The sequence below is a fragment of the Paenibacillus ihumii genome (assembly GCF_001403875.1).
In the GTDB taxonomy this organism is placed as follows: Bacteria; Bacillota; Bacilli; order Paenibacillales; family Paenibacillaceae; genus Fontibacillus; species Fontibacillus ihumii.
Window position 1 is genome coordinate 3,410,862 of record NZ_LN884299.1, and the last position, 26,788, is coordinate 3,437,649.

Consider the following 26,788-nt stretch of genomic DNA (forward strand, 5'->3'; position numbering starts at 1 on the left):
AATGCTCACTTGGAATAAAAGCGGTTATGAGACTCTTTTGCTGCTTTTTTCAAAATCACTCCTGCATGCCTTCCCGCTCCCTCTGCGCCTCTGCCAGCAGCCTGTAGCATTCCAGCCTTGCCGCATAGTCGGGAATGGGACACACGATCAAGAACTCGTTATTAGCGTACTGGTGCTGCAAATCCTTAAGCTGCTCATAGACGCCGTGCGGCGTGCCGCTTAAACTGCGGAACGAGCCTCGACCCGTTTGTCCTGCCGTCTCATCGAGCACCCGCACCCAGTCCGCAGCCTCACTCTCGGCTGCTGCACATACGATGCTGACGGCCAGCATCGTTTTTGGCGCGCTCTGGAGTGAGGAGGGCGCAAAGTCCGCTCGATAGGATGCCAGCACGTCCAGACCGTCGTGCTCGCTCATAAATTGTCCGAATACATAACCCGTTCCCAACTTGGCTGCATATTCCGCGCTTTTCTTATTCGTTCCAAGCATCCAAACCATCGGCTCGATTTGCGGCTGCGGCCGGGCGGTTACGGCATGCCCCTCATACTTGTAAACGTCCTGAAGAAGCTCCAGCAGCGAAGCAACCGTCTGCGGAAGCTCAGCGATCCGGGCCAAAAAATTGCCGCTAAGCGCCATTACGGTGTGCGCTTCTCCTCCGGGAGCGCGCCCCAGCCCCAAATCTACCCTGCCGGGGTATAATGCGGCAAGCAGCCGGAACCATTCCGCTACTTTTAGCGGGCTGTAATGGGGGAGCAGAATCGCCCCTGAACCGAGGCGAATCCGCTCCGTCTTAGCTCCGACATGAGCGAGCAGCACCTCTGGTGAAGAACAGGCCAGCCCTGGCATATCGTGATGCTCAGCCGTCCAATAGCGGGCATAGCCCCATTTTTCGGCACTCTGCGCCAAAGCTACAGCTTGTCTGAGCGCCTCTTCATCTGTATTCCCCGGCAAACGGGGAACGAGATCCAGCACACCCAGGACTAGCGGTAGCGATTTTCCTGTAATTGAAAAATTCGGTGCGGATCTTTCGGCACTTGAGGCTGACGCGGATAGTCTATCTCTCGTCCTTGGCAAGCCTATCACTTCCTTTTTTGAGGTCAAAATCAATCCTGCTTAAAAGTGCGGTGAGAGCATGGATAGTATACCCCAGCATTGCGAACCCCTTTGCATTAAGGTTTAGGAAGACGCAAAGGAGCTGCAGCATACGCCGAATATTCCGCGTGCTCGTCTCCACCTGTGCCTTACTATCACTAGGCAGGCTTTAGAACAGGGGGCATCTATTGCATACTTCACTGTCATTCTGCTATACATATGTCCCGTATGTTGACCTGAGCCTGCTCCAGTTCTGTTCCAGACTTATTCCCGCTTTATTCCGGCTTTATTCCGGCTTTGTTCTTGCATCGCTCTAGCTTTGTTCTAGTTTTGTTGTAGCTTCGTGCTAGTTTCGTTGTAGCTTGCTCTAGCTTGCTCTAGACTTGTTCTAGCTTGCTCTAACTTGCTCTAACTTGCTCTAACTTGCTCTAACTTGCTATAGCTTTGCTCTAGATTGGTCTAGTTATGTTCAGTTTTATATCGGTTTTATCCGCATTATTCTTGTTAACTGTCCCTTTTCCATCGCCACGCCTAATCTATCTCTCCAGCTTGAGCCTCAATATACCGCCGGCAGCAATATGCGTGTCCCAAAACCCCGCTCCGGAATGCTGCAGCATGGAAACGAGCGAAATGACACCCCCATGGGTGACCGCAAGAATCCGCTGCTCCCGACTGCCTGCAAGGCAGCACCTCTCGGCCAGGCCAAGCCACTCTTCATAGACATGGCTTACCCGCTGGTGAAACTGCGCCCACGCTTCTCCTTCAGGCGGAGTCCATGACATAGGATCGTCAATCCATGCCCGATAATGCGGGTCTTCCTTCAGCATCTCATACGTCTGCCCCTCCCACTGCCCGAAGTTCATTTCCCGCAAACGCGGGTCATAAACCGCCTCGCCAAGCAGATCTGGCCGAACTCTCGCCAGCGTCTGGCGGCAGCGCAGAAGATCGCTGCAATAGACAGAGGTGAAAGAAACTCCTTCAAGCTCCCGCTTGGGCTCATCGAGTCCAGACGCCTCACCGTCCAGCAAGGCAGGATCTGAATGTCCCTGATAACGCCGCTCTCTGTTCCAGCGGGTACGTCCATGTCGTACAAGCCAGAGTTCAGCAGTACAACCGACCTGTTTCATCTAAATCACTCGCCTCCTGATATTCACCACACAGGTGATCGGGTCTAAAGCCAACCCGCTAACGCAAGCACCAGCACGGTTCCCAGCAGCACGAACAAATCCGAGACGACAAACAGCAGTCGGCCTGCTTTGACGATATCGTTCGCCTCCAGCTCGCGGGTCTTGTCCCCCATATACGCACGAAAAGACACCACCCCATGATACGAATTCTCACCGCCCAGGCGCACGCCGAGGGCTCCGGCGACGGCCGACTCCGGGAACCCGCTATTCGGGCTGGGATGGGACGCGGCGTCACGCCGCACCATGGCCGCAGCGCCTTTGGCATTGAAGCGAAGAAGCCAGGCCGCAGCGATCAGCAGCAGGGCCGTCAAGCGTGCGGGGATATAATTCGCGATATCGTCTAGACGAGCCGACGCCCATCCGAGATCGATGTATTTGTTATTCTTGTAGCCAACCATTGAATCGAGCGTATTGACGGCACGGTAAGCCATCGCCAGCGGGGCGCCGCCCAGCAGCGCGAAAAAAAGCGGCGAGACGACGGCGTCGACGATGTTCTCCGCCACCGTCTCCACCGCGCCGCGCACCACATCCGGCTCCTGGAGCTGCCCGGTGTCGCGGCCGACAATCATGCCGAGTGCACGCCGGGCGGCAGGCAGATCGCCGCGGCGCAAATGGGCGCATACCTCCATGCCGGCATCCTGCAGCCCCTTGGCCGCGATGGTCGTGGCGATCAGCGCGGCTTCAGCCAGCGCGGCGAGCCACGGGCTAACCTGGGCCAAGAGCCACAGCACGGCCCAGGTCACGGCAAAGCTGCCGCCTGCAACGAGCAGCGGCAGCAGCAGCCCCGCGGCCCGGTAGGCGCGGGGCTTCACCAGGCGGCGAATTGCCGCCTCGATCGCGGCGATCGCCTTCCCCATCCCGATGACGGGATGGGGAAGCCAGCGCGGATCGCCAAGCAGCCGGTCAAGCGCATACGCGACCGGCAGCACCCACCACGCGGCCGTCATTTCGGCCCTCCGGCCGCGGCCAAAGATGCACGAACCGCGTCGTACACCAGGCGGCCAATAGCGCCGCCCAGATCAGTCGCGGTTCCCGCGTAGGCGTGCAGCAGCGGCCATTCGGCGCGCTGGCTGACGCCCAGCATGACCGCATCCGTCGTCGTGCCGGTTGCGGTCAGCCCATTCTCGGCGTCGCATATGCCGAGATCGCTCAGCGCGGCCGCCTTGGCCTCCGTCGCCGTAATGACGGCGTTCACCATGGCCGCGGGGGTCATTCTGCCGTCGACGACGAGCATCATGTTAATCGTGCCCGGCGTCCATGAGGCAGGGAACGTCGTTCGCTTCACTCCGGCCCTGGCTGCGTTGGATACGCCCGCCGTAGCGCAGCACAGCACGCCGAAATCGGCGCCCTGCTCCTCGGCCACCGCCGCATGCTGCAGCTGCACCGCCGTTAGCAGCCCGGCCGTTCCCCGCTCAGGGTATCCCCATTCGCCAAGCAAGTTCCGAATATCATGCACCGGATCATCGCAGCGATAGAACCGGTCCACATAAATATTGACGAATCGCTCCAGCGATTGCATTCCGCCGCCATATACCGCACTGCCTAAGCTGTCCATCGGACCCGGCGCTTCCAGCAAGATATGCCGCTCCTTCCGGTACAGTTTTAAGCCCGGCCATATTTTTGCGGGATAGACTGCCTGGCCTGTTTCAGCAGACGGCTGGTCTGCTCGACGAGGTTGATTGACCAGATTGCTCTGACCTATCTGATCAGTCCGATGAAGTTGATCCATTTGCTCCTTAGGTTTCATATCGCCAGTTTGGCGGATTAGATCGCCTTGTCCAGCTTTACTGCTGTAATGAGCTCGATCTGCTGAATCTGCTCGACCTGCTTCGTCCATTTGCACATGCAAAAAAGGGGTCGTCATCCCTGCTCGCCTCCCATCACCTGCTCCATTTCCCGAATCAGGATGGCATTCGCCGCCCGATCCTTCACCGCAACGCGGATATGGCTCCCGCCAAGCCCCGGGTACATCGCACAGCTTCGCACGAGCACGCCTCGGCGTCCAAGCGCCTCCTGCATCGTTCCGGCCGTCCACGGCTCCGGAAGCCTCAGAAGCAAATAGTTGGCTTCCCCCGGCGTCACCTCGCAGCCCATGCATACAAGCTCTGTCCGGAGATACTCCCGCTCCGCCGCAATAGCCGCGATCGTTGCCGATTCGTATTCCTCCCCGGCCTGAAGGCTGATCTCCCCAGCCCGCAGCGCCAAAATATTAACACTCCACGTCACCTGCTTGCTTCTCATCGCGGCCGCCATCTCCGGGTGGGCGATGCCGTAGCCGAGCCGCAGACCAGGAATCGCATAGAATTTCGTCATAGAGCGGACGAGGATGACATGCGGATACCGCTCCAGCTCAGGCAGCAGCGATTGCCGCTGCTCCGGAGGAATGAAGTCGATAAACGCCTCATCTATTACAAAATAAGTCCCATGCCGTTCCGCGGCTTCTGCAAGCTGCCGCAATTGCCTCACGCCGTACTGCACCCCATTCGGGTTGTTCGGCTGGCCCAGAAACACCAGATCGCTTGAAGCAACCAGCTTTACGATTTGTTCGGGCTCAGCGCGATAGTCCAACTCCGCTGTCCCGCAAACCGCGTGTACCTCTGCTCCAAACTGCCGGGACAGCGTTTCATACTCCGAGAAGCAGGGCTGCACGACGCCAACCTTGCTCGGTGCCACTGCCAATAAGATAAGGGCCATAATTTCCGCTGCGCCGTTGCCGACGCAAATGCCCGCCTGCTGTACGCTATGCCGCTCTGCCAGCAAGGAGAGCAGCGCCCGGTGACCCGGATCGGGGTAACGTATGATTTCGGGCAGCGCCGCCCGCAGTCCCTCTAGCATACCCGGCGGCGGACCGAGCGGATTAATATTTGCGCTAAAGTCCGTGAATTGACCTGGCTTAAGCCCGAAGCGCAGTGCTGCCGACTCTACATCTCCTCCATGTCCGTACACTTCCAGCATATCGCCATTCCTCTTTTCCCCATACCCATTGAAGTATTTCTGTATTTCAGCTGCTTAGCATCCAAGTTCAATGCCCTCATTATGAGGGGAATTCCCATCTTCCGTCAAACTACTATTCACCTTTTCCCTTTCACCGTCCATTCACCCGCCCGCGTGATGTATACGTGATGTCTCAATCGTACCGCGCGCAGCTCCTAGCGCGCGGTGCTTCGCTGCATGACGGCGGTCGGTCGACCACATGCGGCCGTGTCCAGCCGCTGCCACATGGATGAAAAATGCCGGCACCCGGTTTTTTCCTTTGGTTTCGGCCTTAATTGGTTTACAATAATTACGGTAGGATATTTCAAATTAACGTGATACAAATATATAAAAGTAATGGAGGAAGAGTCATGCTGTTTATTGATAACCAGGGGATTACCGACGCCTCGGTCAATCTGGCCATTGAGGAGTACGCGCTGAAGCATCTTCCGCTCGAAGATGACAGTTATTTGCTGTTCTATATTAATGCGCCGTCGATCATTATCGGCAAGCATCAGAATACGATTGAGGAAATCAATCTTGATTACGTCAAGGAGAACAATATCCAGGTCGTGCGCCGTCTGTCCGGCGGCGGAGCGGTCTACCATGATCTCGGCAACCTGAATTTCAGCTTCATCACGAAGGATGACGGGCAATCCTTCCATAATTTCCGCAAGTTCACGCAGCCGGTCGTGGAGGCGCTGCAATCTCTGGGAGTCAATGCGGAGATGACGGGACGCAACGATCTGCAGGTCGGCGACCAGAAAATTTCCGGCAACGCCCAATTCTCCACGCGCGGCCGCATGTTCAGCCACGGTACGCTCATGTTCAACCTGAATCTGAACGATGTCGCCGCCTCGCTGCATGCGAATCCGGAGAAATTCAAATCCAAGAGCACCAAATCCGTGCGCAGCCGGGTAGCTAACATCATTGATTTTTTGGATAAGAAAATGACGATCGAGGAATTCCGCGCGGAGCTGCTGCGGCATATTTTTGGCATGGACGCGGACAAGGTACCGCAATACCGCCTAACCGAGGACGATTGGAGCAAAATTAACGAGATTTCCAAGGAACGTTATAAGAACTGGGACTGGAATTTCGGTCTGTCCCCGGAGTGCAATGTGAAGCATACGAAAAAATTCCCTATCGGCATCATCGATCTGCGCATGAACATAAAGGACGGCCATATCCAGGACATCAAAATCTACGGCGATTTCTTCGGAGTAGGCGATGTCGCCGATATTGAGGACAAGCTGCGCGGGGTGCGCCATGAGGAACAGACGGTTCGCCAGGCGCTGGCAGGGATCGATGTGAAGCATTATTTCGGCAACCTGGAATTCGATGATTTCGTGGGCCTGGTCTTCCTGAAAGAGTAGCCCATCGTGAAAAAATTCAATATGCCGCGATCACGCATGGCCGATCTGAGCTTGCTTTCCGTCGCCATGCTGTGGGGCTGCACCTTCCTGATCGTGCAAAATGCGGTGCAGGCGCTCCCGCCGCTGGCCTTCAATGCAATTCGGTTCATCGGAGCCTCCCTGCTGCTGGCGGTCATCACGACGCTGTTCTACCGCAAGGATTGGCGCCGGTTCAATCTGCGCTTGCTCGGTCACGGCGTGCTGCTGGGACTGTTCCTGTGCGCGGGCTATGGCTTCCAAACGGTCGGCTTGCTATATACGACGACTTCAAATGCCGGATTCATTACGGGCCTGTCCGTCGTGCTCGTGCCGTTTCTGTCGGTGGCCCTCTTCCGGCACAGGCTCTATGCCTTCACCTGGATCAGCGCCCTGCTGGCCGCTGCCGGGCTGTACCTGCTAACGTTTACGAACGGCAGCTTTTCATTGAATCGCGGCGATGTCCTGATCCTGTTCTGCGCCCTCGCCTTTGCGCTGCATATCGGCTTTACGGGGCTCTATGCCCCGCGCTATCCGGCGCTTCCGCTAGCAGCGGTTCAGCTTGGGGTGACCGGGCTGTTCAGCCTGGCCGCCTCCCTGATGACCGAGCATGTCGGGACTATCGCCCAGACAACGGAGCTGCTTCTGCGTCCCGAGGTGCTGCTGGCTCTGCTCGTTTCCATCGGTCCGACCAGCGCCTTTGCTTTTTGGATTCAGACCGTCTGTCAAAATTATACGAGCCCCGCCCGGGTAGCCGTCATTTTTGCCATGGAGCCGGTATTCGCTGCCATCACAGGCGTGCTGTTTGCCGGTGAGCGCTTGGGCTGGTCTGCACTGCTGGGCTGCGGCTTTATTTTTACCGGAATGATTCTAGCCGAGTTGAAGGCAGGCCAAGGCTCGGATCATGGGCACAAGAGCGATGGCGGACATTCGAATCCTTCCTGTCCAGCAGCAAGGAAGGAGCGTATTCCCCCTCTGCCTACGGAGGGTGCCCCTTAAGTTCATTCCATTCATCAGCTCGTCATGATAGCTTTCAAACATTACCAGAAGAGGAGACGCCCACACGATGTACAAACTCATTGCAATTGATATTGATGATACCTTGATTAACGATGACAAAGAGGTTACTCCGGCAACACAGCAGGCGTTGGAAGAGGCGATTGCCGCAGGGGTAGTCGTTACGCTGGCCACCGGAAGAGCCTACTCCTCCGCCCAGGCCATTGCGCGCCAAACTGGCCTTAATGTACCGATTATTACCTACCAAGGCGCTTACGTGAAAAATCTGCTCGATGAAAAAGTGCTGTACGAGCGCTATCTGCCTCTGGACGCGGCCAGCAAGCTTTTCGCCTATTGCGTGGAGCATGGTTTGCATCTGCAAACGTATATCGATGATAAGCTGTACGCCAGAGAAGAGAATCAGAAGCTGATCGACTACACCTCCCTCAACAATACGGAATACTTCATCGAGCCCGATTTTGCCAAGCTGGTAGCCCAGCCAACGCCAAAAATGCTCATTATCGACGAGCCGGATTACCTGGATGAAATCGCCCCGGTGCTTCGCGAGCTGCTCGGGCCGGCGGTGCATATTACTAAATCCAAGCCGAATTTCCTTGAGTTCATGCATAAAGAAGGGACAAAGGGACATGCGCTGAAATTTATCGCCGGCCATTTCGGCTGCAGCCTGGAGCAGACGATCGCGATCGGGGATTCCTGGAATGACCATGAAATGCTGGAGGCTGCCGGGCTCGGCATCGCGATGGGCAACGCGATTTCTGCGCTGAAGCAAATCGCCGATTATGTGACTCGCAGCAACAATGAGGATGGCGTCAAGCACGCGATCGACAAGTTTATTTTTAACCGGGAAGCTTGATTTGAGAAGCGTCTGTCATCGCACTTTCGGAATAAATCTGAGGATTTGACAGTAGCTTTTCCTGCGCTACAGAAGCGGATGCTCTGTAACTATACTTCCTTTCATCTGTAATTTGTAAAAAGAGGGGCAGCCTATAGGCTGCCCCCTGCTTCTTAACCTTTAATCGAACCTGCCACCATGCCCTTCATTATTTGATCCTGCAGGATCAAATACACAACAATCGTAGGGATGACAGCGATCGCCATAGCTCCCATCGTCAGGCTGTAGTCCGTACCAAAGCCATCCGAGAATAAGGATAGGCTTAGCGGCAAGGTCTTTAGCGCCTGTGAGTTTATGAATACAAGGGCAAAAGAAAAGTCGTTCCAAAACCGCAGAAAAGCCAATATTGAAATGGTTGCGATGATTGGGGTACACAGCGGGAAGATCACCCGGCCAAAGATTCCCCACCAGCCGCTGCCGTCGATCATAGCCGCTTCCTCAATTTCCTTTGGAATGGAGGCCATGTAACCCATAGCCAGGAACACAGCCAATGGAAGCTCAAATGCCGTATAAGGCAGAATAAGTGCTCCGTAAGTATTTAGCAGATGCATCTCCTTCATCATAAGAAACAAAGGGACAAGCGTACTATGGATCGGTATAAGCAGGCCTGCCAGGAACAGGGCTACGGCGGTCTTCTTGAACCGGAATTCAAATCGCGAAAGCACGTAGCCTGCAAGAATGCCAAGAATTAGAGTTAGGACAACGGCGGCTAGCGTCACAAACGTAGAATTCAGCATCGCCCTTCCCATATTTCCAAGCTCCCACGCCCGGGTAATGTTCTCTATCCTCCACACGCGCGGCAGGGAGTAAGGGTTCTTAAAGAAGTCTTCATTGGTCTTAAAAGCACTGATAAACAGCCAGTACAAGGGATACAGCGTAAGAACGGCATACCCGAGCAAGATCGATTTTCCCAGTACGGCCAATCCTTTTACCATAAGCTTCCTGCCAGAGGAATCCACGGCCATATCCGTGGTCCTGGTCGTTCTGAGCTCCACTCTCCTTCCCCCTTCTAGTTATCCCGCTTTCCTTCGAGTCAGGACATAATTAATCCCGATCAATAAGGCGCTGATAATCATGATTATGGTCGACACGGCTGAGCCGTACCCATAACGATAAACCCGGAACGTATTGTTATACATATATGTCGCCAGCAGCTCTGTCGATTGCGCCGGCCCTCCTTGCGTCATCACCATGACATGATCGAACGCCTTCAGGCTTCCCGAGATGCAGAGCACCATCGTAACAATTACGGTACTCCAGATCATGGGCAGCGTTACGTAGAACAGCCTCTTTCTCCCGTATGCTCCATCGATATGAGCCGCGTCGTAAATTTCCGGCGATATATTCTGCAGCGCCGCAATAAAGATAAGCATATAAGGTCCGATATTGCTCCAGTTAATCGGAATGGTGATCGCGAAGATGTTCACATGGGGCACGGATAGCCAGGCCCGCGTCCAAGACTCCAGCCCGACAGCCTCCAGGATGGTGTTAACCAATCCGAATTGCGGATGGTAGATATACCCCCAAATAAGCCCCACCACGACCGTCGAAAGCACCATCGGCATAAACACCGCCGAACGAATAAACCGGGAGAAGAACGAATTCTTGACCAGAACCAGAGCTAGGAGAAGTGCGATGGGAATCTGCCCTATGATCGCCGATATAACCAGAATCAAGTTATTTCTAAGCGCTCTCCAGAAAATAGGATCCTGAAGAATTTCACGATAGTTGCCTGCGCCGATAAATTTGGATGCTCCGATTCCCTTCCATTCGAATAGACCATAGTAAGCGGACCAAAAAATGGGAACGATTACAAAGACCACAAACAGAAGCAGCGCCGGAAGCAGGGCTAGCGCAATGAAGCTTTTACTTCGCAAAGCGGTAGGCATGAGAAGTCTACCTCCTTATGTCGACTCGGGATAGCCCTACTATGGGGTGACTGACCTGGCCTGTGCATCCTGGAGCTTCTTCGCGACATTTTCTATAGAACCTCCCGCCATAATCTCCTGGAGTCCGTTGTTGATCACTTCCGCCGCTTCTGCAGATAAATAGGCGTCATAAACGGGGGTAATATTAGTCTTCTTCACCAGGTTGAACGCCTTATAGTACAGCGAGCTTACCTTGGATTCATCAATGTCCGTATCGTACATCACCATGGAATTGCTCTCGGCAATCGCCTTCTGTGCTTCCGGGCCGCTAACGGCATAAATGAGCTCGAGGGCTGCTTCCTTAGCTGGGCCTTCCGTCCGTTTGCTCAATGCCAGGCCGCCGCCTGCACCGCCGGAAATCGTATTCGCCTCTCCCTTGCCCCCCGGAATTGCCGGGAGCACGGTAACGTCAACAACCTTCATCTGCTCCTCGCTCGCCGAGGCTGCCAGATTGGTGAGACTCCAAGCCCCGCTGATCATCATAGCCGCATTTCCTTGAATGAAATATTGCTCAGCCTGCGTATTGTCTATGCTGTTGGCTCCCTCCTGGAAAGCCTTATGATCAACCAGCTGCTTAAAGTAACCCAGAGCCTCGATAAATTCTGGATCCGTGAACTTCGCGCCATTCTGGGCTGCAGCATTCTTAAACCACTCGGTTCCGGTTACGCGGTCAGCAAGCGAACCAAGTATAGTCGATTGCGCTACCCACGGAGCTTTATTCCCCAAAGCGATCGGCGTAATATTATTATCGTTGAACACCTGGATGGCAGTCATCATTTCATCCCATGTCGTTGGAACCTTTACGTTATATTGCTCAAACAGAGCCGTGTTGTAGTAGAGGATGGAGGTTGCCGACATTCCGATAGGAGCTGAGTAAATCTCGTCCGTCTCAAATGTATAGGGATCAAAGGCGCCGGTGAGGAACTTATCCTTCCACTCGGGGTGCTGGTCAACAACCTCTGTAATCGGTTGCAATAATCCGGCCCGGTATAATTCAGCAGAATGACTTCCTGCATAGACAAAAAATAAATCCGGAAGCTCATTCCCTGCTGCAACCGTGCTTAAGCGCTGGCGGTAGCCATCCGGCGGAATCGCTTGCGCATCGAGCTCCACCTCAGGATGCTCCTCGGCAAACTTCTCGATCAGGCCTCTTACTGTTTTGGCCCGCAAGTCATCTCCAGCAAAATTATGCCAAATGGACAGCTTTATTTTCTCGCTCTTCTTGCTGGCATCGCTAGACTTGTTACTGCCGCTGTCCCCACAGGCTGCAAGAAGCATGGTCATCATCAGCAGCAAAAGACTCATTTTTCTTAATGATTTCACCGATAATCCCCCTTTGTTGTACGGAACGGAACTATGAACAGCCTAGTCCATCCTGTAAAATAAATTCCTTAAGCGCGAGTTCAACGCCATCTTTTCAGCACCAAGGCATATGCTATCCATGCTGCATCTTCTCAGGCGGGTACATCTGCAGAGATGCCTTGTGACAAAAAGATGACGGATTGAACTGCTCTTTTTAGTATAAAGAGGAGGAGAACAGGCCCATAGGGGATATATTTCAGTTGATAGCGGGGCTTTATTCAGCTTTTGCTTCGATATTCCGAAGGGGTAAGCCCCGTAAACTTTTTGAATAGACGATTAAAATGCTTGATATCCTCATATCCAATCTGGTTGGCCACCTCACTGATTTTAGCGGGCGTCTCCCTTAACAGTGCCATCGCTTTGCGCAGCTTGGCCTGTGTCACGAATTCGATATAATTCTGCCCGGTCTCCCGTTTGAATACTTCGCTAAAATAGTTCGGGTTCATATGTACATGCCTGGCTACCTGGCTCAGGGAGAGACTTTGATCCAAATGATCGTGGATATAGGCCAGGGCTCGCTGAACCGGACTCACTCCGGAAACCATCTGGCTGTACTGCTTCATCATCGATTCAAAATGAGCCATCAGCGTCTGTTCAGGCCTGCTCGCCAGCGCTGCCTCATCTATTTCCTCCCCATGGGGCAGCAGGCTTGAAAACCCGATGGAGGATGCGGCGCGTTCCAGCCACCGGTAACCCGCGATAAGCAAGGAATGCAGGTAAGCCTGGACCGAGCCCGGCGTCGCCTGACTATCCTGCTTGATCCGGTCCAAAATCCGTCCGATCTCTGCACGCAAATCCTCCTTGCTGCCTGACCGCAGCAGGGAGGAAAGGGCGATTTCCTCCTCCTGCGTGCAGACCATTCGCAGCCCCCTGCGTGCACCTAGCTCGTCATAGCGAACGAACGGCTCCTGGCTTAACAGCCAGGCATAGGAGTGCGCTTCTAAGGCTGTGTCGACAGCTTCGCGTATCTGGCGCACATCCTCAATACTCCGGCCACAGGCGGCAAATGTCCGGCATTGCAGCGCTTGCTCCGCCTTTTGAATCGCTCGCACTACGGGATTCCAGCCGGAATGATCGGCTTCGATTTTTACTAACAGCAGCAACGCTTCATTCCATGGCAGCCACTCGCAAGGCAGCCAGCCCGTTAACGTTTCGCCCAGCTTGTCATGCAGAAGCTCAGAATGGGACATTCCCTCGCAATCCCCGGCCTGTACGGAAATGATCCAGATCTGCAGCTGGTGTTTCCCCTGGATCATTCGCAGGCGCGGATATCTGTGCAACAGCTCCGCTGCCATTTGCTCATCCGGACTGGAAGCAGAGGCCAGCATTTCTCTTAGAAAGCTTCGATTCACAACAGCTTCCTCCGCTCTTCCTCGTTCATCCGCCTGTCTTCGCTCTTCGAGCCGTTTTTTGGCTCGAAGGGCAGCTTGAATGATCTCATCAGGGCGGCTTGTTTTAAGCAGATAATCACTGACTCCTTCCCGCAAAGCCTGCTGAGCATATGCAAACTCGTCATAGCCTGAGATGACAATCATTTCTGTGTTCGGATATGCCTGCTTGACTTCATGAGCCATTTCGAGACCGCTCTTTCCCGTCATCCGAATGTCTGTAAAGATGATCTCCGGGCGCTCGTCAGGGATGCGCGATAGAGCCTCCTCAGCCGAGGCGGCCGGCTCCAGCACCGTAAATCCGCTAGCTTCCCAATTGATAACACTGCTCAATCCAGTGCGAATGATCACTTCATCGTCAACAATCAGTACTTTCATTCCTATCATCTCCTTTGCAGTTTTGCCTGTATGCTTTAAGAGGACGTTTAGAAAAACGCCTGGGACGTATTTTTAAGACAAGACAGACCGCATTTAGCGGTAGTTATTCCAGCGATTGTGCTCCGCTCTCGGTACGAGGAATCATGAACATGACACGAGTCCCCGCCCCCTCTGTACTTTCTACCCGAAGCCCGGCCTCCTTGCCGTAATGAAGCACCAGCCGGTTATGAACGTTGTGCAGCCCATACCCGCCATTAACGGAACGCTCAGTCTTATGCTCCGGCTGCTCCGCCAACTGAGTGCGCAACCACTCCAACCGCTCAGGCGCGATCCCGATGCCATCGTCTGCAACGGTAAAATGAATGCCCTGCTCCTCCTGCTCCGCCGAGATCGTAATGCGCCCCTGCCCTTCCCGCTTCAATATGCCGTGCAGCATGGCATTTTCGACCAGCGGCTGAAGCAGCAGCTTCAATGTAAGCTGCTCCTGGATCGCCTCATCTACCTCAACCTGAAACACGAATTTATTCGGATACCGGATGGATTGAATGCTTACATAATTTTTGACATGGATGATTTCCTGTGCGATGGAGCAATATTCTTGACCATTATTCAGGCTAAATCTTAAAAAGTCGCTTAATGAGCCTACCATTTCTGCAATTTTGGCATCATGGTTCATCAGAGCCAGCCAATGAATCGAGGATAGGGTATTGTACAGAAAATGCGGATTGATCTGGATTTGCAGGGCTTGTAAATCCGCTTCCTTCTTGAGCGATTCATTCCGCTTGACTTCGTCCGTCAGCTTGACGATCCGGGAGCTAAGCTTGTTATAGCTGACAATCACCTGGCCCACCTCATCTATGGACTTCACGGGAATAGCGGGCATTGGCTCCTCAGGGCTTTTATGCTTGAGAAAGCTGGCTAGCTGGGTCAACGGATTCGTTATTTTCTGGATCAGAAAAAGCACCAAAATAATCACAAACAGAATGGCGACCGAGACGGCTACGGCCGTCAAAGTCAGAAAGTAGCGGTTTTGCGAACGGTATTCTTCTGAAGGGATGATTCCAACCAGCTTCCAATTTCCACTGGACATCGTTTTATAAAGAATGGTCTTTTTCTCCGCTCCCTCCCCATAATCCAGAAACCCGCTTGCTCCATCAAGGGGACCTATGTCCGGATAGTAATCTGAAAGCCGAAGATTGGTCTCCCAATCGGGAGGTCCGGCGAGAATCCGGTTCTGCTCATCGAGAAGCAGCACAAACCCGCTCTTCTCCAGAACCGCTTGCCTGATTTGCTCGGCAATTACAGCTTGGTCGAGATTAATCTGCTCTTTGCCAATCAGTTTGTATTTATCCGTACTGCGAATCGGCCTGGCGAGCGTGATCACCTTGCGCACTCCATCGAAGGACCACTGCTGATGTACGCCCGACCACCATTTAGGGTGCTCCTCATAGTAATTAGGATAAGTCTCAGTAATATCCTTGAAATCGGATCCCGTTAATGACTTATGAGAAATCGGCGGCTTGGCGCCTAAAGGCTCGATAATGATATTCGCAATATAATCCTTGGAGAAGGCCAAATTCGTCAGGAAATTGGTAATTGACGTTTGTTGGACAAAGTCCCCCTCAGGCGACCGCAAGTAATTCTGAACCCCATTGTGTCCAATTAGAAACAAGGACATATTCTCCACATCCTTGACCATCGTGGCCAAGTAAGCCTCCAGCTGACGCAGCGTATTCATCCCTGATATTTTGGCTTTCTCCTCGGTAAGACCTGCTGCTATGTAATAAGAGAACAATCCAAGAAACAGCAGAGGAACTAGTGTAGCGACGATAATGAGTATCGATAATTTATGCTTAAGAGATTTGCCTAGCCACCTTTTCATCCTTACACCCCGATCTTAAATGAACTTAACGGAACAAATTCCGTAAAGTAAACGCTTTCAATCAAACTGATTTTCAACCCTTTTATGTATACTTCTTTGGCCTAATGGTAACACACTCGCCGAACAGCGTGGTGAATTTATTGCTGGTACGGTAAAAAACCGTCCTGCTATTTCAGCAGAACGGCTGTACCTATATCGGCCAGCCCGACATGGACAGGCAGTCTATAATCACGGCGCAAGTCGATATCATGGGACATATGGGTAAATATCGCACGCTTCGGCTGAAGCTCCTGGAGAAGCGCTAACGCTTCCTTCACATCATATACGGAGCGGGTCGAGAATTCGGCCTTCTCCTCATAGAAGCTCGTTCCCAGGATGAGCAAATCCAAGCCGTGAAGAGGCGCCTTCTGCTCCTCGGAGAGCGCGATCGCATCCGAACAATATGCCCAGGCGTAACCCTCCTTGGTTAAACGATAGGCGTAGGCGTAGCCGTTTTTGCCGTGGAAGACCTTCCAGCCCACGATATGCCATCCCGCTAATTCAAAGCCTTGATCTATCGCATGCATATCCAGCTGCGCTGGCAGCCAGGGATATTGCCCCATAATCAGGTCAATTACCTCCTGCGGGGCATACAGCTGTCCCCGCCGGTTCAACCAGCGGCAGGAATCTGCCCATTCCGGCAGCCCGCCGATATGATCGAAATGCGCATGCGTCACCACAATATGCTCTACAAAGCGCTCGCCATGCCGCTCCATGCCCTCACGCCAATCTGGACCGCAATCGATTAGAAACGATCCATCCGCACTCTCAACCATCACAGAGGAACGATACCGCCGATTGAGCCCATGAAGTCTAGCCTCCTGGCAAACCTCGCATTCGCAGTACACTCTAGGTACGCCCATGGCATCCCCGGTTCCCCAGAACGTCAGTTGATCTGCCTTGCTTCCCATCCTTAAGTTCACCCCGTTAGTTAGCCAGAGTTGGTGTCTGATGATGTCTATCCATTAAGCAGCGCGATCATTGCCTGCTATTCAGTATCATAACACAGTCCCTTCGCTGCTTTCTCGCCTTTTTTTCTGACCCAGCTCCCGGTTTTCGATCTAACGTCTATACGTATGCCGAAGCCTCCGGCTCATTAACGGCTCCTAAAGATCCAACCTTTTGGGGACAGTTATAAAAAAGGAAGAAGCCTGTATGGCTTCTTCTTTAATATTCAATATAATAAGCATAAAGCTGTGTATAGGCGGATTTAATAAAGCTTTTGACTATTGGAGGATTAAATCATGATAAAGCGCAGAGTGATTGCCTTTTGGATCATTGCAGTTATATTTTTAACCTCCGTCATCATTGCAGTCACACACTACAATGTAAATAAGGATAGCAATCAGCTGAGTCTGTGGATGTTCATCTCCGTTATGTCCCTCTTCTTCCTATGTGGAAAGGGACTGATTTTAGTCTCACTATGGCTGAAGGGGAGTAAAAAATAGGATATCCCTAATTGGCCCTGAAGCTAAATCATCACGGTTAACGGGGATCCCTTCAACGGGTTCTCCACGATCCAGCTCTTCTCATCATTGAATAGATAAGCGCGGTGCACCAGCACCCTTACCTCCTGCCCGGCATGAAGAGTCTCCTTCTCCAGCGACCGGAATGTCGTTAGCTTATGCCCGCTGACCTCGACTTCTACGAGCCATTCGCTTCCCCGGAAGTGCAGATGCTTTACGATTCCCGGCGCCGTGGCAGATTTCAATATGAATTCCTGCTCCGTCCCTACCTCGATGTACTCTGGCCGAATGAATGCGCGAATGCCCGGGTCCTCCGCTTCCTTCTCAAAGCCCTTCAAATCGGAGGCCCGCTCCACAAGCGTAGATTGCCCAATAAATGAAGCCACAAACGGCGTAAGCGGCTCCTTGTATATATCCCAAGGCGTTCCCTTCTGCTCCAGGCGTCCCTGGTTAATAATCATGATCTCGTCCGCGACTTCAATCGCCTCGTCCTGGTCATGGGTCACGAAGATAGAGGTAATCCCGACGCGTTCAATGAGCTCCCGCAGCCAGGAACGAAGCTCCTGGCGAATCTTGGCGTCGATTGCGGCAAACGGTTCATCCAGCAGCAGCAGCTGGGGCTCTGGCGCCAAAGCACGGGCGAAGGCGACGCGCTGGCGCTGTCCGCCGGACAGCTGATGCGGATACCTCTGCTCAAAGCCTTTTAGCCCGGTCAGCTCCACCAGCTCCATGACCCGGTCCTTGATTGCAGCCTTCGGCATCTTCTTCACCTGCAGGCCGAACGCGATGTTATCAAAGACCGTCATATGCTTAAACAAGGCATAGCTCTGAAAGACGAAGCCGATTCCCCGCTCTTGGGGAGCAAGCTCATTGACCCGGCGTCCATGAAACAGGATCTCACCGGAATCAGGCTGCTCCAGGCCTGCCAAGATGCGCAAAATAGAAGTTTTCCCGCCGCCGCTCGGCCCCAGCAGACCGATCAGCTGTCCCTTCTCGATGCTAAAGCTTACATCTTTAACCGCATGAAAATTGCCAAAATGTTTATCCAAATTTTTCACTTCTACATGCATTTGAGGCCACACCCTTTCGTTAATCCCCTATCTGCTCGCTTATATATTATTCTTATGAAAATACTCGGTATTATATCTTAAAAATACTTTACCAAACTCTGCCTGTCACCGTCAATCCATTTCATCTGATTCTTTTGCTTGCGTATTCTCTATGAATCATGGCACATTATATGTATTATGCTGCAATACTGAAATAAGACGCGATAGAATGGAGATGGCCCATGCTGTATACCCTGGAAATTTCCACAACAAAGCGAGATGAGATGAAAGAGATTACGGAAGAGGTTAGAGCGCTGGTCCGTAAAAGCGGGATTCAACACGGAATCGCCGTTGTCTACTGCCCTCATACGACAGCCGGAATTGCCATCAATGAAAATGCAGATCCGGACGTCAAGCATGATGTGCTCCTGCGGTTAGATGAAGTATATCCCTGGAACCATCCCAAGTACCGCCATATTGAAGGGAACACCGCATCCCATTTAAAAGCGATTACGACCGGTACCTCTCAAACGATCATTATCCATAACGGAAGCCTTGTCTTAGGAAGATGGCAAGGGATTTATTTTTGTGAATTTGACGGCCCGAGAATGCGGCAGTGTCACGTAAAAATCATAAAAACCGAATCATGAAGGCACAAAAAATAGCAGGAACGAGTCGCATGACCGCCTGCTATTTTGCTTGTTATCGCATTACATACGTTTTGGAAGTTTGTTACGTTATTAAAGTAATGTAATAAAGGAGTACAGCAATGACAATGTAAATTAATAAAGTGCGGACCGAAAACAAAAACGTCCTATGACGTCAATCTGTAGCTGCTCTGACTTAACATTTTGACATGAGCAACAGCAGCAGGCATAATCTCTTCGAATGTTAACCGGTCTTGAATGTAGAACGAGATAAACCCATGAATCCCCAAGAACATGCTTAACGGGAAGGCCGGGTTATCTTCCATCGGATGACTTTCTTCCTTCAGGAACTTTCTGACGATCGATTCGAACATATCGAAGCATTTCGCCTGCTCGCTGCGGCAATAGGCCAATATTTCCTCATCCCGAAGCATGAACATGATTTCATATTGATGCGGATGCTCCAGGCCAAACTTGATAAATTCCAGCATCAATTGTTCAATTTTGGTCAGCCCGTCAACCGATGGAGATTTCGTGACTTGGGCGCACAGCTGGGTTAGATGGTTGAAGTCCTGCACCACAATCGCATAAAACAGCTCTGCCTTCTCCTTAAAATGATAATAAAGAGAGCCGTGACTGTACCCCAGATGCTGCCCGATGCTTCTCATCGATATCCCCCGGTACCCCTTGGTGATAAACAAATGTCTGGCCGCATCCATTATTCTTTCCCTTGACAACTCCTGCTCTACTGCTCTTCTTGCCATAGGCATTATTCCCCTTCAATAAAGTAAACCTTGTTACCTTCCTGCAACACGACCTGCCCTTGTGTCAAATCGACCAGCCAAGCCTTAAAGGCATCAGCCTCGCTGTCCAGCGGCAGGCATAGCAATGTGACGGTATCTGCAAAAGCGGTCTCTCCCGTGCGGATTTCTCGGTTTCTCAGCTCATTCTCTACCTTGCCCAGCCAAGTATAGTCCAGCTCGGCATAGACTTCGCGATGAAGCACGCGGGTTATCACTTCCCCCGCCTCGGTTGCGGCAACCGCACCATCCGTATAAGCACGAATCAGACCGCCGGCTCCAAGCATGATCCCCCCGAAATATCGGGTTACGACGATAGCTACATTCTTCAGACCCTGCTGCTTAATCACTTCCAGAATCGGTTTGCCGGCCGTTCCGCTCGGCTCTCCGTCATCCGACTGCTTCTGGATTTCATCCCGCTCCCCGATCATGTAGGCGGAGCAGTTGTGGGTGGCATTCCAATGCTTCTTCTTGATTTCTTCAATAAATTCAATCGCCTCGGACTCGCTTTCCACCGGCTTGACATGACCGATAAAACGCGACTTCTTGATCACGATTTCCTTCTCTCCGGCTCTGCGAACCGTCTTGTAACGCTCTAGCATATTTGATCATCCTTATAGAATGTGCCAAGAAGCAGCCCAACCGGCATGCTCCGGTGAACTGCTTCCCTGGCGCTGATATCTTCTCGCTTAACGATGTTGTCCTTTATCCTCAATTTCAGATCACGTTCCGGGCGGAATTTATATAGGCCCCCCAGCAATACCATTTGGATTCCATCGTACGGTTCTCCTGCAATGACACGATTGCGTCTGTATGTTTTTCCTGCAAGACACTTGGATTTCGCCTGTATGGTTTTCCTGCAAGACACTTGGATTCCGTTCGGATTTGAGGATCTTCTTCAAGTCTCCTCGGGAGCTTGCTTGAAATGTTATTCGGACAATCTTGCTTCCAGTTCTGCCTTTTCTTTCTCGAAGCCCGGCTTGCCGAGCAATGCAAACATATTTTTCTTGTAGGCTTCAACTCCCGGCTGGTCAAACGGATTTACTCCGAGCAAGTAGCCGCTGATGCCACAAGCTTTTTCAAAGAAGTAGACGAGATAGCCGAAGGAATACGGCGTTAGATCCGGTACGTTCACGATCAGGTTAGGCACCTGTCCGTCCGTATGGGCAAGCAGCGTACCTTGGAAAGCCTTCTTGTTCACGAAGTCCAGCGTCTTGCCGGCAAGGAAATTCAAGCCGTCCAGATCAGCCGGATCGGATTCAATCGTAATATGGCTTGGAACCTCTGTTACCTGGATCACGGTCTCGAAAATGTTCCGGTTCCCCTCTTGAATGAACTGCCCCATCGAGTGAAGATCCGTACTGAAATCTACCGACGCCGGATAGATTCCTTTATAGTCTTTGCCTTCGCTCTCGCCGAACAGCTGCTTCCACCATTCAGATACGTAATGCAAGGATGGCTCATAGTTCACGAGAATTTCTGTTACTTTGCCTTTGCGATACAGAGCGTTTCGCACTGCCGCATACTGATAGCTGGCGTTCTCCGCCAAATTAGGATTGCTGAATTCCTTGGCAGCCTCGGCAGCACCCAGCATCATTTCCTCGATGTTAATGCCTGCCGTAGCGATTGGCAGAAGGCCGACAGCCGTAAGCACGGAATAGCGTCCGCCTACGTCGTCCGGGATGATGAAGGTCTCGTAGCCTTCCTCCGTCGCCAGCTTCTTCAGAGCGCCCTTCTCGCGGTCGGTCGTAGCATAAATGCGCTTGCGCGCTTCTTCCTTGCCGTATTTCTTCTCGAGTGCCGCACGGAAGATGCGGAATGCGATCGCCGGCTCCGTCGTCGTACCGGATTTGGAAATGACGTTCACCGAGAAATCCTTGCCCTCGATCAGGTCGAGGAGGTGATTTACATATGTGGAGCTAATATTGTTACCGGCAAAATAAATCTCCGGAGTTTTGCGTTTGTCTTTCGGAAGCAGGTTGTAAAAGGAGTGCGACAACGATTCAATCGCTGCGCGCGCGCCGAGATAGGAGCCGCCGATGCCGATGACGATCAATACGTCAGAATCGCTCTGAATCTTGGCAGCAGCCTTCTGAATGCGGCTGAATTCTTCTTTATCATACTCTGTTGGCAGATTGATCCAGCCAAGATAGTCGGATCCGGCGCCCGTGCCATTATGTAACTGTTCATGAGCCAGGCGGACCGACTCCGTCAAATAATCGATCTCATGCTGCCCCACAAATTGAAGAGCTTTGCTGTAATCAAAGGTGACTTTTTTAGACATGGTAAATCATTCCTCCGTCTACACAATATTGTTTCTATCTCACTGCCCTATCCACATTTAACTTACACCTAGGATACTGTAAATTACGGGTGAAGACAAGGCACAATATGCAGTATTCCAATAGTCGTGCTAAAATAATTAATAGCTGTTCAATTCCTTATAGAAGGTGATTGTCATGAAAAAAATCGGATTTATCGGCCTGGGAACGATGGGCGCTCCCATGGCCGCAAACTTGCTTAAACAAGGCTACCAGCTTACGGTCTTCAACCGCACGGCGGAGAAGGCTCAGCCGCTCGCCCAGCAGGGAGCAGCACGGGCTGCCACCCCGAAGGAAGCGGCGCTGGCTGGCGACACCGTCATCACCATGGTCAGCGACGATGCCTCGATCAACGCTGTTTATTACGGCGATGAGGGCATTCTGCAGGGCCTGCGTCCCGGCAGCACCGTCATTGACTGCAGCACCATCTCTCCCGCGCTTGTTCAAAAATTAGCCGGCGATATTGCCGAGCTTGGCGGACAATTCCTCGATGCGCCCGTTACCGGCAGCTCCCCGGCCGCCCATGCCGGAACGCTCGTATTCATGATCGGCGGATCGGCGGAGGCGCTGAGCGAGCAGCGGGATATTTTCGAAACGATGGGCCAGAAAATACTGCACATGGGTCCAAACGGCAGCGGGGCCGTCGCCAAGCTGGCGCATAACACGATCGTCGGCATCAACAACCTTGCGCTGGCCGAGGGCTTTGCCATCGCCGCCAAATCCGGTCTGCCGGCCGACCTCTTCCTCGAGCTCGTCCAGAACGGCTCCGCCGGCAGCAAGCAAGCGGAGCTGAAGGGGCGAAAAATCATCGATCATGACTTCACCAACCAGTTCTCCCTCGCGCTGATGCTCAAGGATTTGAAGCTTGCCTCCTCACTGACGGACGGCGCTGGCATCCCCGCCCCCATGCTGAACATGGCCAAAAGCCTGTTCCAGGCCGGCCAGACCGAGGGCTACGGCGACGAGGATCTCTCCTCCGTCGTCAAGCTCTACGAGGCCTGGATCGGCCAAACGATCGGCGGCAGCAAGCTGTAGCCGATCGTTTGGACGCCGCCGCAGCCCGGCCGTGCTGCCCCTGTCTCTTATACACATCTAGCTGAGTATAAGAGTAAGAGCATGACGTGCGTCTGCGGCTAGATGAAGTATATCCCTCGAGACCTACCCATTGCTGCGGCCGAGCAGCCGTTGGGCTGGACGCGCTGTGGCCCTGCTGGGAGCAGCCTGTGGCCCGCTGGAAGCCGTTGGGCCCGGAAGGCTGTTGGCTTCGTTACAAAGGCTGTTCAGCGGCACTCTACACAGGCTACCGAGTCAACAAATTAGGCCTGAGACCTGCTAGCAATTGTGGCATTGACATAAACAACGATTGATACAGTGACCTAGCGAATTATTTAGGCAGTAACCTAACGAATGATTGATGCAGTAACCTAACCAACTATTGATCTGGCGACTTAACCGGCAATTGATCACTGCAACACAGAGCACCGTTACCGACAACTAGTTTGACTAGACGTTAACCGCCGAGGGGCGCCTAGGGACGACAGGATCATCAAGTCCAACGGACAGGAGATCCGCTATTTTCAATTTTTGAGCATTTTCAAACACCTTACGGACACAGAATCCGCTATTACCCGCAAAACAGCCTCATTACCACCAAAATCTACCTAATAACGGAACCCGAGTCCGTTAGCCCCGAATTTTTCACGAATTATGTAGAATAGCGGAACCACGGTCCGTTAAGCACAGGATTCCCTCCATTAGTTTGTTTTCTTCCGCATGATGCATCATGTAATTGTCGATATCGGCCCCGTTGTTGGTCTCAAGGTAGTCTTGGCATAGAAACCGTGTATTAGCTCTGTTGTAACTGTAGATATTGTGGTTTGTGCTCATACCGAGATGTTGGTGCCGGTGATGGTACTGATGTCGAGCTGGTGATCATGCTTATGTTGGTGCCAGTTATGATACTGTTGTCGTGTTGGTGCTCATGCCGATGTTGGTGCCGATGATGGTACTGGTGTCGTGCTGGTGATCATATCGATGTTGATGCCGGTGATGGTACTGGTGTCGTGCTGATGATCATGCCGATCTTGGTGCCGATTACTGTACTGGTATCGTGCTGATGATCATGCCGATCTTGGTGCCGATGACAGTACTGATGTCGTGCTGATGATCATACCGATGTTGGTGTCGATGACAGTACTGATGTCGTGCTGATGATCATGCCGATCTTGGTGCCGATGACAGTACTGATGTCGTGCTGATGATCATGCCCATGTTGGTGCCGATTACTGTACTGGTGTCGTGCTGATGATCATGCCGATCTTGGTGCTGATGCTTAAAGTCAAAATTGGCTTCGATGTTCATTACCGCCATTCATCCTCTGCTGCGGAACCTTATGCTTTTTATTACCTATCGCAAGTAACATTTTATTTTTATTTAGGTTTGTAATTTCCGTGTAAGGTTGGAATGCACGTTAGGGAGAGTTAAGGGGAGTTATGGGTAGCCATGGGAGTCATGGAATCTACCGCCCCCCCTGTCTCGTTCTATCGAAACATCCATCATCCGAGGCAAAAAAGGCAGGCCCTTGCAAATGCACGGCGCCTGCCTTTTTCATGCTCATCTAATCTATTTCAACTGCTCTTTTACATGCTTCACAACGTTCTCGACTGTAAAGCCGTACTCTGCAATGACTTTGTCGCCAGGTGCAGATGCGCCGAACGTGCTAATGCCCATAATGGAGCCTTTCTCGCCAACGTAACGCTCCCATCCGAACGGATGTGCCATTTCAATAGCTACGCGCGCTTTAACGTCTGGGAGAATAACAGAATCTTTATACGCTTGATCCTGCTTGTCGAACAGATCCCAGCTGGACAGGCTGACAACGCGAACATGGATGCCTTCCTCAGCAAGCGCCGCTTGTGCCTTAACTGCCAATTGCACCTCAGAACCAGAAGCAATCAGCTGAGCAATCGGTTTGCCGTCCTTCGCCTCAGATACAACGTATCCGCCGCGTTTTACGCCTTCGCGGGCTTTCTCGGCCGTACCTTCGAGCACAGGCAGGTTTTGACGAGTCAGCACCAGTGCAACCGGATTGCCTTTATTCTCTACCGCATAAGCCCAAGCCGCAGATGTCTCGTTGGCATCAGCCGGACGAATTACTGTCAGGTTAGGAATGATGCGCAAGGAAGCAAGCTGCTCAATCGGCTCATGCGTAGGTCCGTCTTCGCCGACTGCGATACTGTCATGCGTAAGAACATAAGTAACTGGAAGCCCCATCAGCGCAGACAACCGTACTGCCGGACGCAAGTAATCTGTAAAGACGAAGAACGTTCCGCCGAAAATTTTCAAGCCGCTATGCAGCGCAATACCGTTCATCGCAGCAGCCATGGCAAACTCACGAACACCAAAATACAGGTTGCGGCCTTCGCGCGATTCAGGCGTGTAGAGCGGCAAGCCTTTCAGGTGAGTCATCGTCGAGCTTTCAAGGTCAGCGGATCCGCCAAGAAGCTGAGGAACGCCGCCAGTCAAGCCGTTAAGCGCATTACCGGACGCCACGCGCGTCGATACCGGCTTGTCCTCTGCACTGTATTTAGGAAGATCAGCATCCCAGCCCTCTGGGAGATCTCCCGCAATAGCAAGCTCGAATTGAGCTGCCAGCTCGGGGTATTCTGCTTTGTATTTCGCAAACAGCTCATCCCAGGCTTTGTTTGCAGCAATGCCTTGCTCTTTTACTTTTGCAAAATGCTCACGCACTTCTTCAGGTACGTAGAAGTCCTCTTCATATACCCATTTGTAATATTCTTTCGTCAGCTTCGCTTCTTCTGCACCAAGAGGTGAACCGTGCGTTCCGCCGGATCCGCCTTTACCTTGCTTGTTCGGGCTGCCGTAGCCGATAACCGTCTTCACTTCGATCAGAGTAGGACGCTCGGTATCCGCCTTCGCCTCAGCGATAGCTTTTTCGATCGCATCCAAATCATTTCCGTCTTCTACAAGAAGCGTCTGCCAGCCGTATGCATCAAAGCGCTGTCTGACATTCTCGGAGAAGCTCAGATTCAATTTACCGTCAAGGGTAATGTCATTGGAATCATACAGGAAGATCAGCTTGCCAAGCTTCAGATGGCCCGCAAGAGAAGCCGCCTCACTAGCTACGCCTTCCATCAGGTCCCCGTCGCCGCAAATACCATAAGTATAGTGGTCGATGATTTTATAGTCGCCTTTATTATAAGTAGCTGCCAGTTGAGTTTCGGCAATAGCCATGCCCACTGCCATCGCAATGCCTTGTCCGAGCGGCCCTGTAGTCGCGTCTACCCCTGCAGTGTGCCCGAATTCAGGGTGACCTGGAGTTTTACTGCCCCATTGGCGGAATTGCTTGAGATCCTCAAGCGAAAGATCATAGCCGCTCAGATGCAGCAAGCTGTAAAGCAGCATGGAACCGTGTCCCGCGGACAATACGAAGCGGTCCCGGTTGACCCAAGTTGGTTGGTCAGGATTATGCTTCATTGTCTTGGCGAACAGCTGGTAACCCATTGGAGCTGCGCCCATCGGCATTCCCGGATGACCCGACTTAGCTTTCTCGATCGCATCTATAGCAAGAGTACGAATCGTAGTGATCGACAAATTTTCGATGACCTTGTTGTCTGAAAGTGGCATTATAGCTTCCTCCTTAGTAATGAAGAAATACGTTTTGGTTACAAAACAATCACTTTGAAAAAATCATTTTGACTTTATATATTGTAACACGTTGTTAAGTACCTTTCCATATCCCTTTTTGTCATACCCTGCCCTGGAAGATTACTTTTTTATGCATTTGACCAGAATACGGTGAAAATTGCGCTGCAACACTGCGTGAAACCGTACGGCACTGCCACACGGGCAGCGCTGCCGCTGTCGCATCGCCAGCATCGCCAGCATCGCCAGCATCGCCAGCATCGCCAGCGGCCTGCCGGCATGGGCACCAGCCCATGCCGCGCAGCTAGCGCTG

Annotated in this window: 25 protein-coding genes; 6 read left to right on the forward strand and 19 right to left on the reverse strand. The window is 52.4% G+C overall.

Translation table 11 applies throughout. The annotated features are described in order from the left end of the window. Window positions 1-55 precede the first annotated feature (55 nt). From BN2762_RS22580 to BN2762_RS27890, 6 genes are all read right to left on the reverse strand, one after another. On the reverse strand, window positions 56-1,003 hold the full coding sequence (locus BN2762_RS22580) for an MsnO8 family LLM class oxidoreductase (RefSeq protein ID WP_055110318.1): 948 nt from the start codon (window positions 1,001-1,003) through the stop codon (window positions 56-58). 623 nt (window positions 1,004-1,626) lie between these two features. Next, window positions 1,627-2,217 carry a histidine phosphatase family protein gene (locus tag BN2762_RS22585; RefSeq protein ID WP_055109089.1) on the reverse strand — a complete coding sequence of 197 codons (591 nt, stop codon included), beginning with the start codon at window positions 2,215-2,217 and terminating at the stop codon, window positions 1,627-1,629. A gap of 44 nt (window positions 2,218-2,261) precedes the next feature. Continuing rightward, window positions 2,262-3,224, reverse strand: a complete 963-nt coding sequence (gene cbiB, locus BN2762_RS22590) for an adenosylcobinamide-phosphate synthase CbiB (RefSeq protein WP_055109090.1) — start codon at window positions 3,222-3,224, stop codon at window positions 2,262-2,264. Continuing rightward, window positions 3,221-4,141 carry an adenosylcobinamide amidohydrolase gene (locus BN2762_RS22595; protein WP_083485087.1) on the reverse strand — a complete coding sequence of 307 codons (921 nt, stop codon included), beginning with the start codon at window positions 4,139-4,141 and terminating at the stop codon, window positions 3,221-3,223. Before BN2762_RS22595 ends, cbiB begins: the two co-directional genes overlap by 4 nt. Next, window positions 4,138-5,232 (reverse strand): threonine-phosphate decarboxylase CobD, encoded by a 1,095-nt coding sequence (gene cobD / locus BN2762_RS22600; protein ID WP_055109091.1) that lies wholly within the window; start codon window positions 5,230-5,232, stop codon window positions 4,138-4,140. The genes BN2762_RS22595 and cobD overlap by 4 nt, the downstream gene beginning before the upstream one ends. Window positions 5,233-5,373: 141 nt before the next feature. Continuing rightward, the gene (locus BN2762_RS27890; protein WP_154674783.1) at window positions 5,374-5,517 is read right to left on the reverse strand and encodes a hypothetical protein; all 144 of its coding nucleotides are present in this window, start codon (window positions 5,515-5,517) and stop codon (window positions 5,374-5,376) included. Window positions 5,518-5,621: 104 nt separating this feature from the next. Between BN2762_RS27890 and BN2762_RS22605 the strand changes: the two genes are divergently transcribed. The 3 genes from BN2762_RS22605 to BN2762_RS22615 all read left to right on the forward strand — a co-directional run bounded on the left by BN2762_RS22605 (window position 5,622) and on the right by BN2762_RS22615 (window position 8,511). Further along, complete coding sequence (locus BN2762_RS22605) at window positions 5,622-6,626, forward strand: lipoate--protein ligase (protein WP_055109092.1); 1,005 nt, start codon at window positions 5,622-5,624, stop codon at window positions 6,624-6,626. 21 nt (window positions 6,627-6,647) lie between these two features. After that, window positions 6,648-7,640, forward strand: coding sequence for a DMT family transporter (locus BN2762_RS22610; protein ID WP_074048753.1), 993 nt, complete (start codon window positions 6,648-6,650; stop codon window positions 7,638-7,640). A gap of 67 nt (window positions 7,641-7,707) precedes the next feature. Further along, window positions 7,708-8,511 carry a Cof-type HAD-IIB family hydrolase gene (locus BN2762_RS22615; RefSeq protein WP_055109093.1) on the forward strand — a complete coding sequence of 268 codons (804 nt, stop codon included), beginning with the start codon at window positions 7,708-7,710 and terminating at the stop codon, window positions 8,509-8,511. Between the two features lie 152 nt (window positions 8,512-8,663). Here BN2762_RS22615 and BN2762_RS22620 read toward each other — a convergent pair whose 3' ends face one another. The 6 genes from BN2762_RS22620 to BN2762_RS22645 all read right to left on the reverse strand — a co-directional run bounded on the left by BN2762_RS22620 (window position 8,664) and on the right by BN2762_RS22645 (window position 16,438). Next, complete coding sequence (locus tag BN2762_RS22620; RefSeq protein WP_055109094.1) at window positions 8,664-9,545, reverse strand: carbohydrate ABC transporter permease; 882 nt, start codon at window positions 9,543-9,545, stop codon at window positions 8,664-8,666. 18 nt (window positions 9,546-9,563) lie between these two features. Next, a complete protein-coding gene (locus BN2762_RS22625; protein ID WP_055109095.1) occupies window positions 9,564-10,439 on the reverse strand; it encodes a carbohydrate ABC transporter permease in 876 nt (291 codons plus the stop codon). A gap of 39 nt (window positions 10,440-10,478) precedes the next feature. Then, entirely contained in the window at window positions 10,479-11,783 is a 1,305-nt protein-coding gene (locus tag BN2762_RS22630; RefSeq protein ID WP_392391603.1) for an extracellular solute-binding protein, read from the reverse strand. Between the two features lie 275 nt (window positions 11,784-12,058). Beyond that, window positions 12,059-13,606: a response regulator transcription factor gene (locus tag BN2762_RS22635; protein WP_055109097.1), complete on the reverse strand. Its 1,548-nt coding sequence runs from the start codon at window positions 13,604-13,606 to the stop codon at window positions 12,059-12,061. A 103-nt stretch (window positions 13,607-13,709) separates the two neighbouring features. Continuing rightward, window positions 13,710-15,488 carry a sensor histidine kinase gene (locus BN2762_RS22640; RefSeq protein WP_055109098.1) on the reverse strand — a complete coding sequence of 593 codons (1,779 nt, stop codon included), beginning with the start codon at window positions 15,486-15,488 and terminating at the stop codon, window positions 13,710-13,712. Window positions 15,489-15,655: 167 nt separating this feature from the next. Beyond that, window positions 15,656-16,438 (reverse strand): MBL fold metallo-hydrolase, encoded by a 783-nt coding sequence (locus BN2762_RS22645; protein ID WP_055109099.1) that lies wholly within the window; start codon window positions 16,436-16,438, stop codon window positions 15,656-15,658. Window positions 16,439-16,771: 333 nt separating this feature from the next. Between BN2762_RS22645 and BN2762_RS22650 the strand changes: the two genes are divergently transcribed. Beyond that, window positions 16,772-16,975, forward strand: coding sequence for a hypothetical protein (locus BN2762_RS22650; RefSeq protein ID WP_055109100.1), 204 nt, complete (start codon window positions 16,772-16,774; stop codon window positions 16,973-16,975). A 23-nt stretch (window positions 16,976-16,998) separates the two neighbouring features. Here the strand turns inward: BN2762_RS22650 and BN2762_RS22655 are convergent, their stop codons facing one another. Further along, window positions 16,999-18,063 (reverse strand): sulfate/molybdate ABC transporter ATP-binding protein, encoded by a 1,065-nt coding sequence (locus BN2762_RS22655; protein WP_055109101.1) that lies wholly within the window; start codon window positions 18,061-18,063, stop codon window positions 16,999-17,001. A gap of 221 nt (window positions 18,064-18,284) precedes the next feature. Here BN2762_RS22655 and BN2762_RS22660 point away from each other — a divergent pair, with 221 nt between their 5' ends. Beyond that, entirely contained in the window at window positions 18,285-18,692 is a 408-nt protein-coding gene (locus BN2762_RS22660) for a secondary thiamine-phosphate synthase enzyme YjbQ (RefSeq protein WP_055109102.1), read from the forward strand. A gap of 164 nt (window positions 18,693-18,856) precedes the next feature. Here BN2762_RS22660 and BN2762_RS22665 read toward each other — a convergent pair whose 3' ends face one another. From BN2762_RS22665 to BN2762_RS22675, 3 genes are all read right to left on the reverse strand, one after another. Further along, window positions 18,857-19,453, reverse strand: a complete 597-nt coding sequence (locus BN2762_RS22665; protein ID WP_055109103.1) for a TetR/AcrR family transcriptional regulator — start codon at window positions 19,451-19,453, stop codon at window positions 18,857-18,859. A 5-nt stretch (window positions 19,454-19,458) separates the two neighbouring features. Further along, window positions 19,459-20,091 carry a YigZ family protein gene (locus BN2762_RS22670; protein ID WP_055109104.1) on the reverse strand — a complete coding sequence of 211 codons (633 nt, stop codon included), beginning with the start codon at window positions 20,089-20,091 and terminating at the stop codon, window positions 19,459-19,461. A 326-nt stretch (window positions 20,092-20,417) separates the two neighbouring features. Continuing rightward, window positions 20,418-21,773 (reverse strand): glucose-6-phosphate isomerase, encoded by a 1,356-nt coding sequence (locus BN2762_RS22675; protein ID WP_055109105.1) that lies wholly within the window; start codon window positions 21,771-21,773, stop codon window positions 20,418-20,420. A 175-nt stretch (window positions 21,774-21,948) separates the two neighbouring features. Between BN2762_RS22675 and BN2762_RS22680 the strand changes: the two genes are divergently transcribed. Beyond that, window positions 21,949-22,845, forward strand: coding sequence for an NAD(P)-dependent oxidoreductase (locus BN2762_RS22680; RefSeq protein ID WP_055109106.1), 897 nt, complete (start codon window positions 21,949-21,951; stop codon window positions 22,843-22,845). Between the two features lie 1,179 nt (window positions 22,846-24,024). Here the strand turns inward: BN2762_RS22680 and BN2762_RS27050 are convergent. From BN2762_RS27050 to BN2762_RS27055, 3 genes are all read right to left on the reverse strand, one after another. Beyond that, window positions 24,025-24,171 (reverse strand): hypothetical protein, encoded by a 147-nt coding sequence (locus tag BN2762_RS27050; protein WP_154674784.1) that lies wholly within the window; start codon window positions 24,169-24,171, stop codon window positions 24,025-24,027. A 261-nt stretch (window positions 24,172-24,432) separates the two neighbouring features. Further along, a complete protein-coding gene (gene tkt, locus BN2762_RS22685) occupies window positions 24,433-26,457 on the reverse strand; it encodes a transketolase (protein ID WP_055109107.1) in 2,025 nt (674 codons plus the stop codon). Between the two features lie 141 nt (window positions 26,458-26,598). Then, a partial coding sequence (locus BN2762_RS27055; protein ID WP_222861108.1) for a hypothetical protein occupies window positions 26,599-26,788 on the reverse strand: 190 nt, incomplete at its 5' end.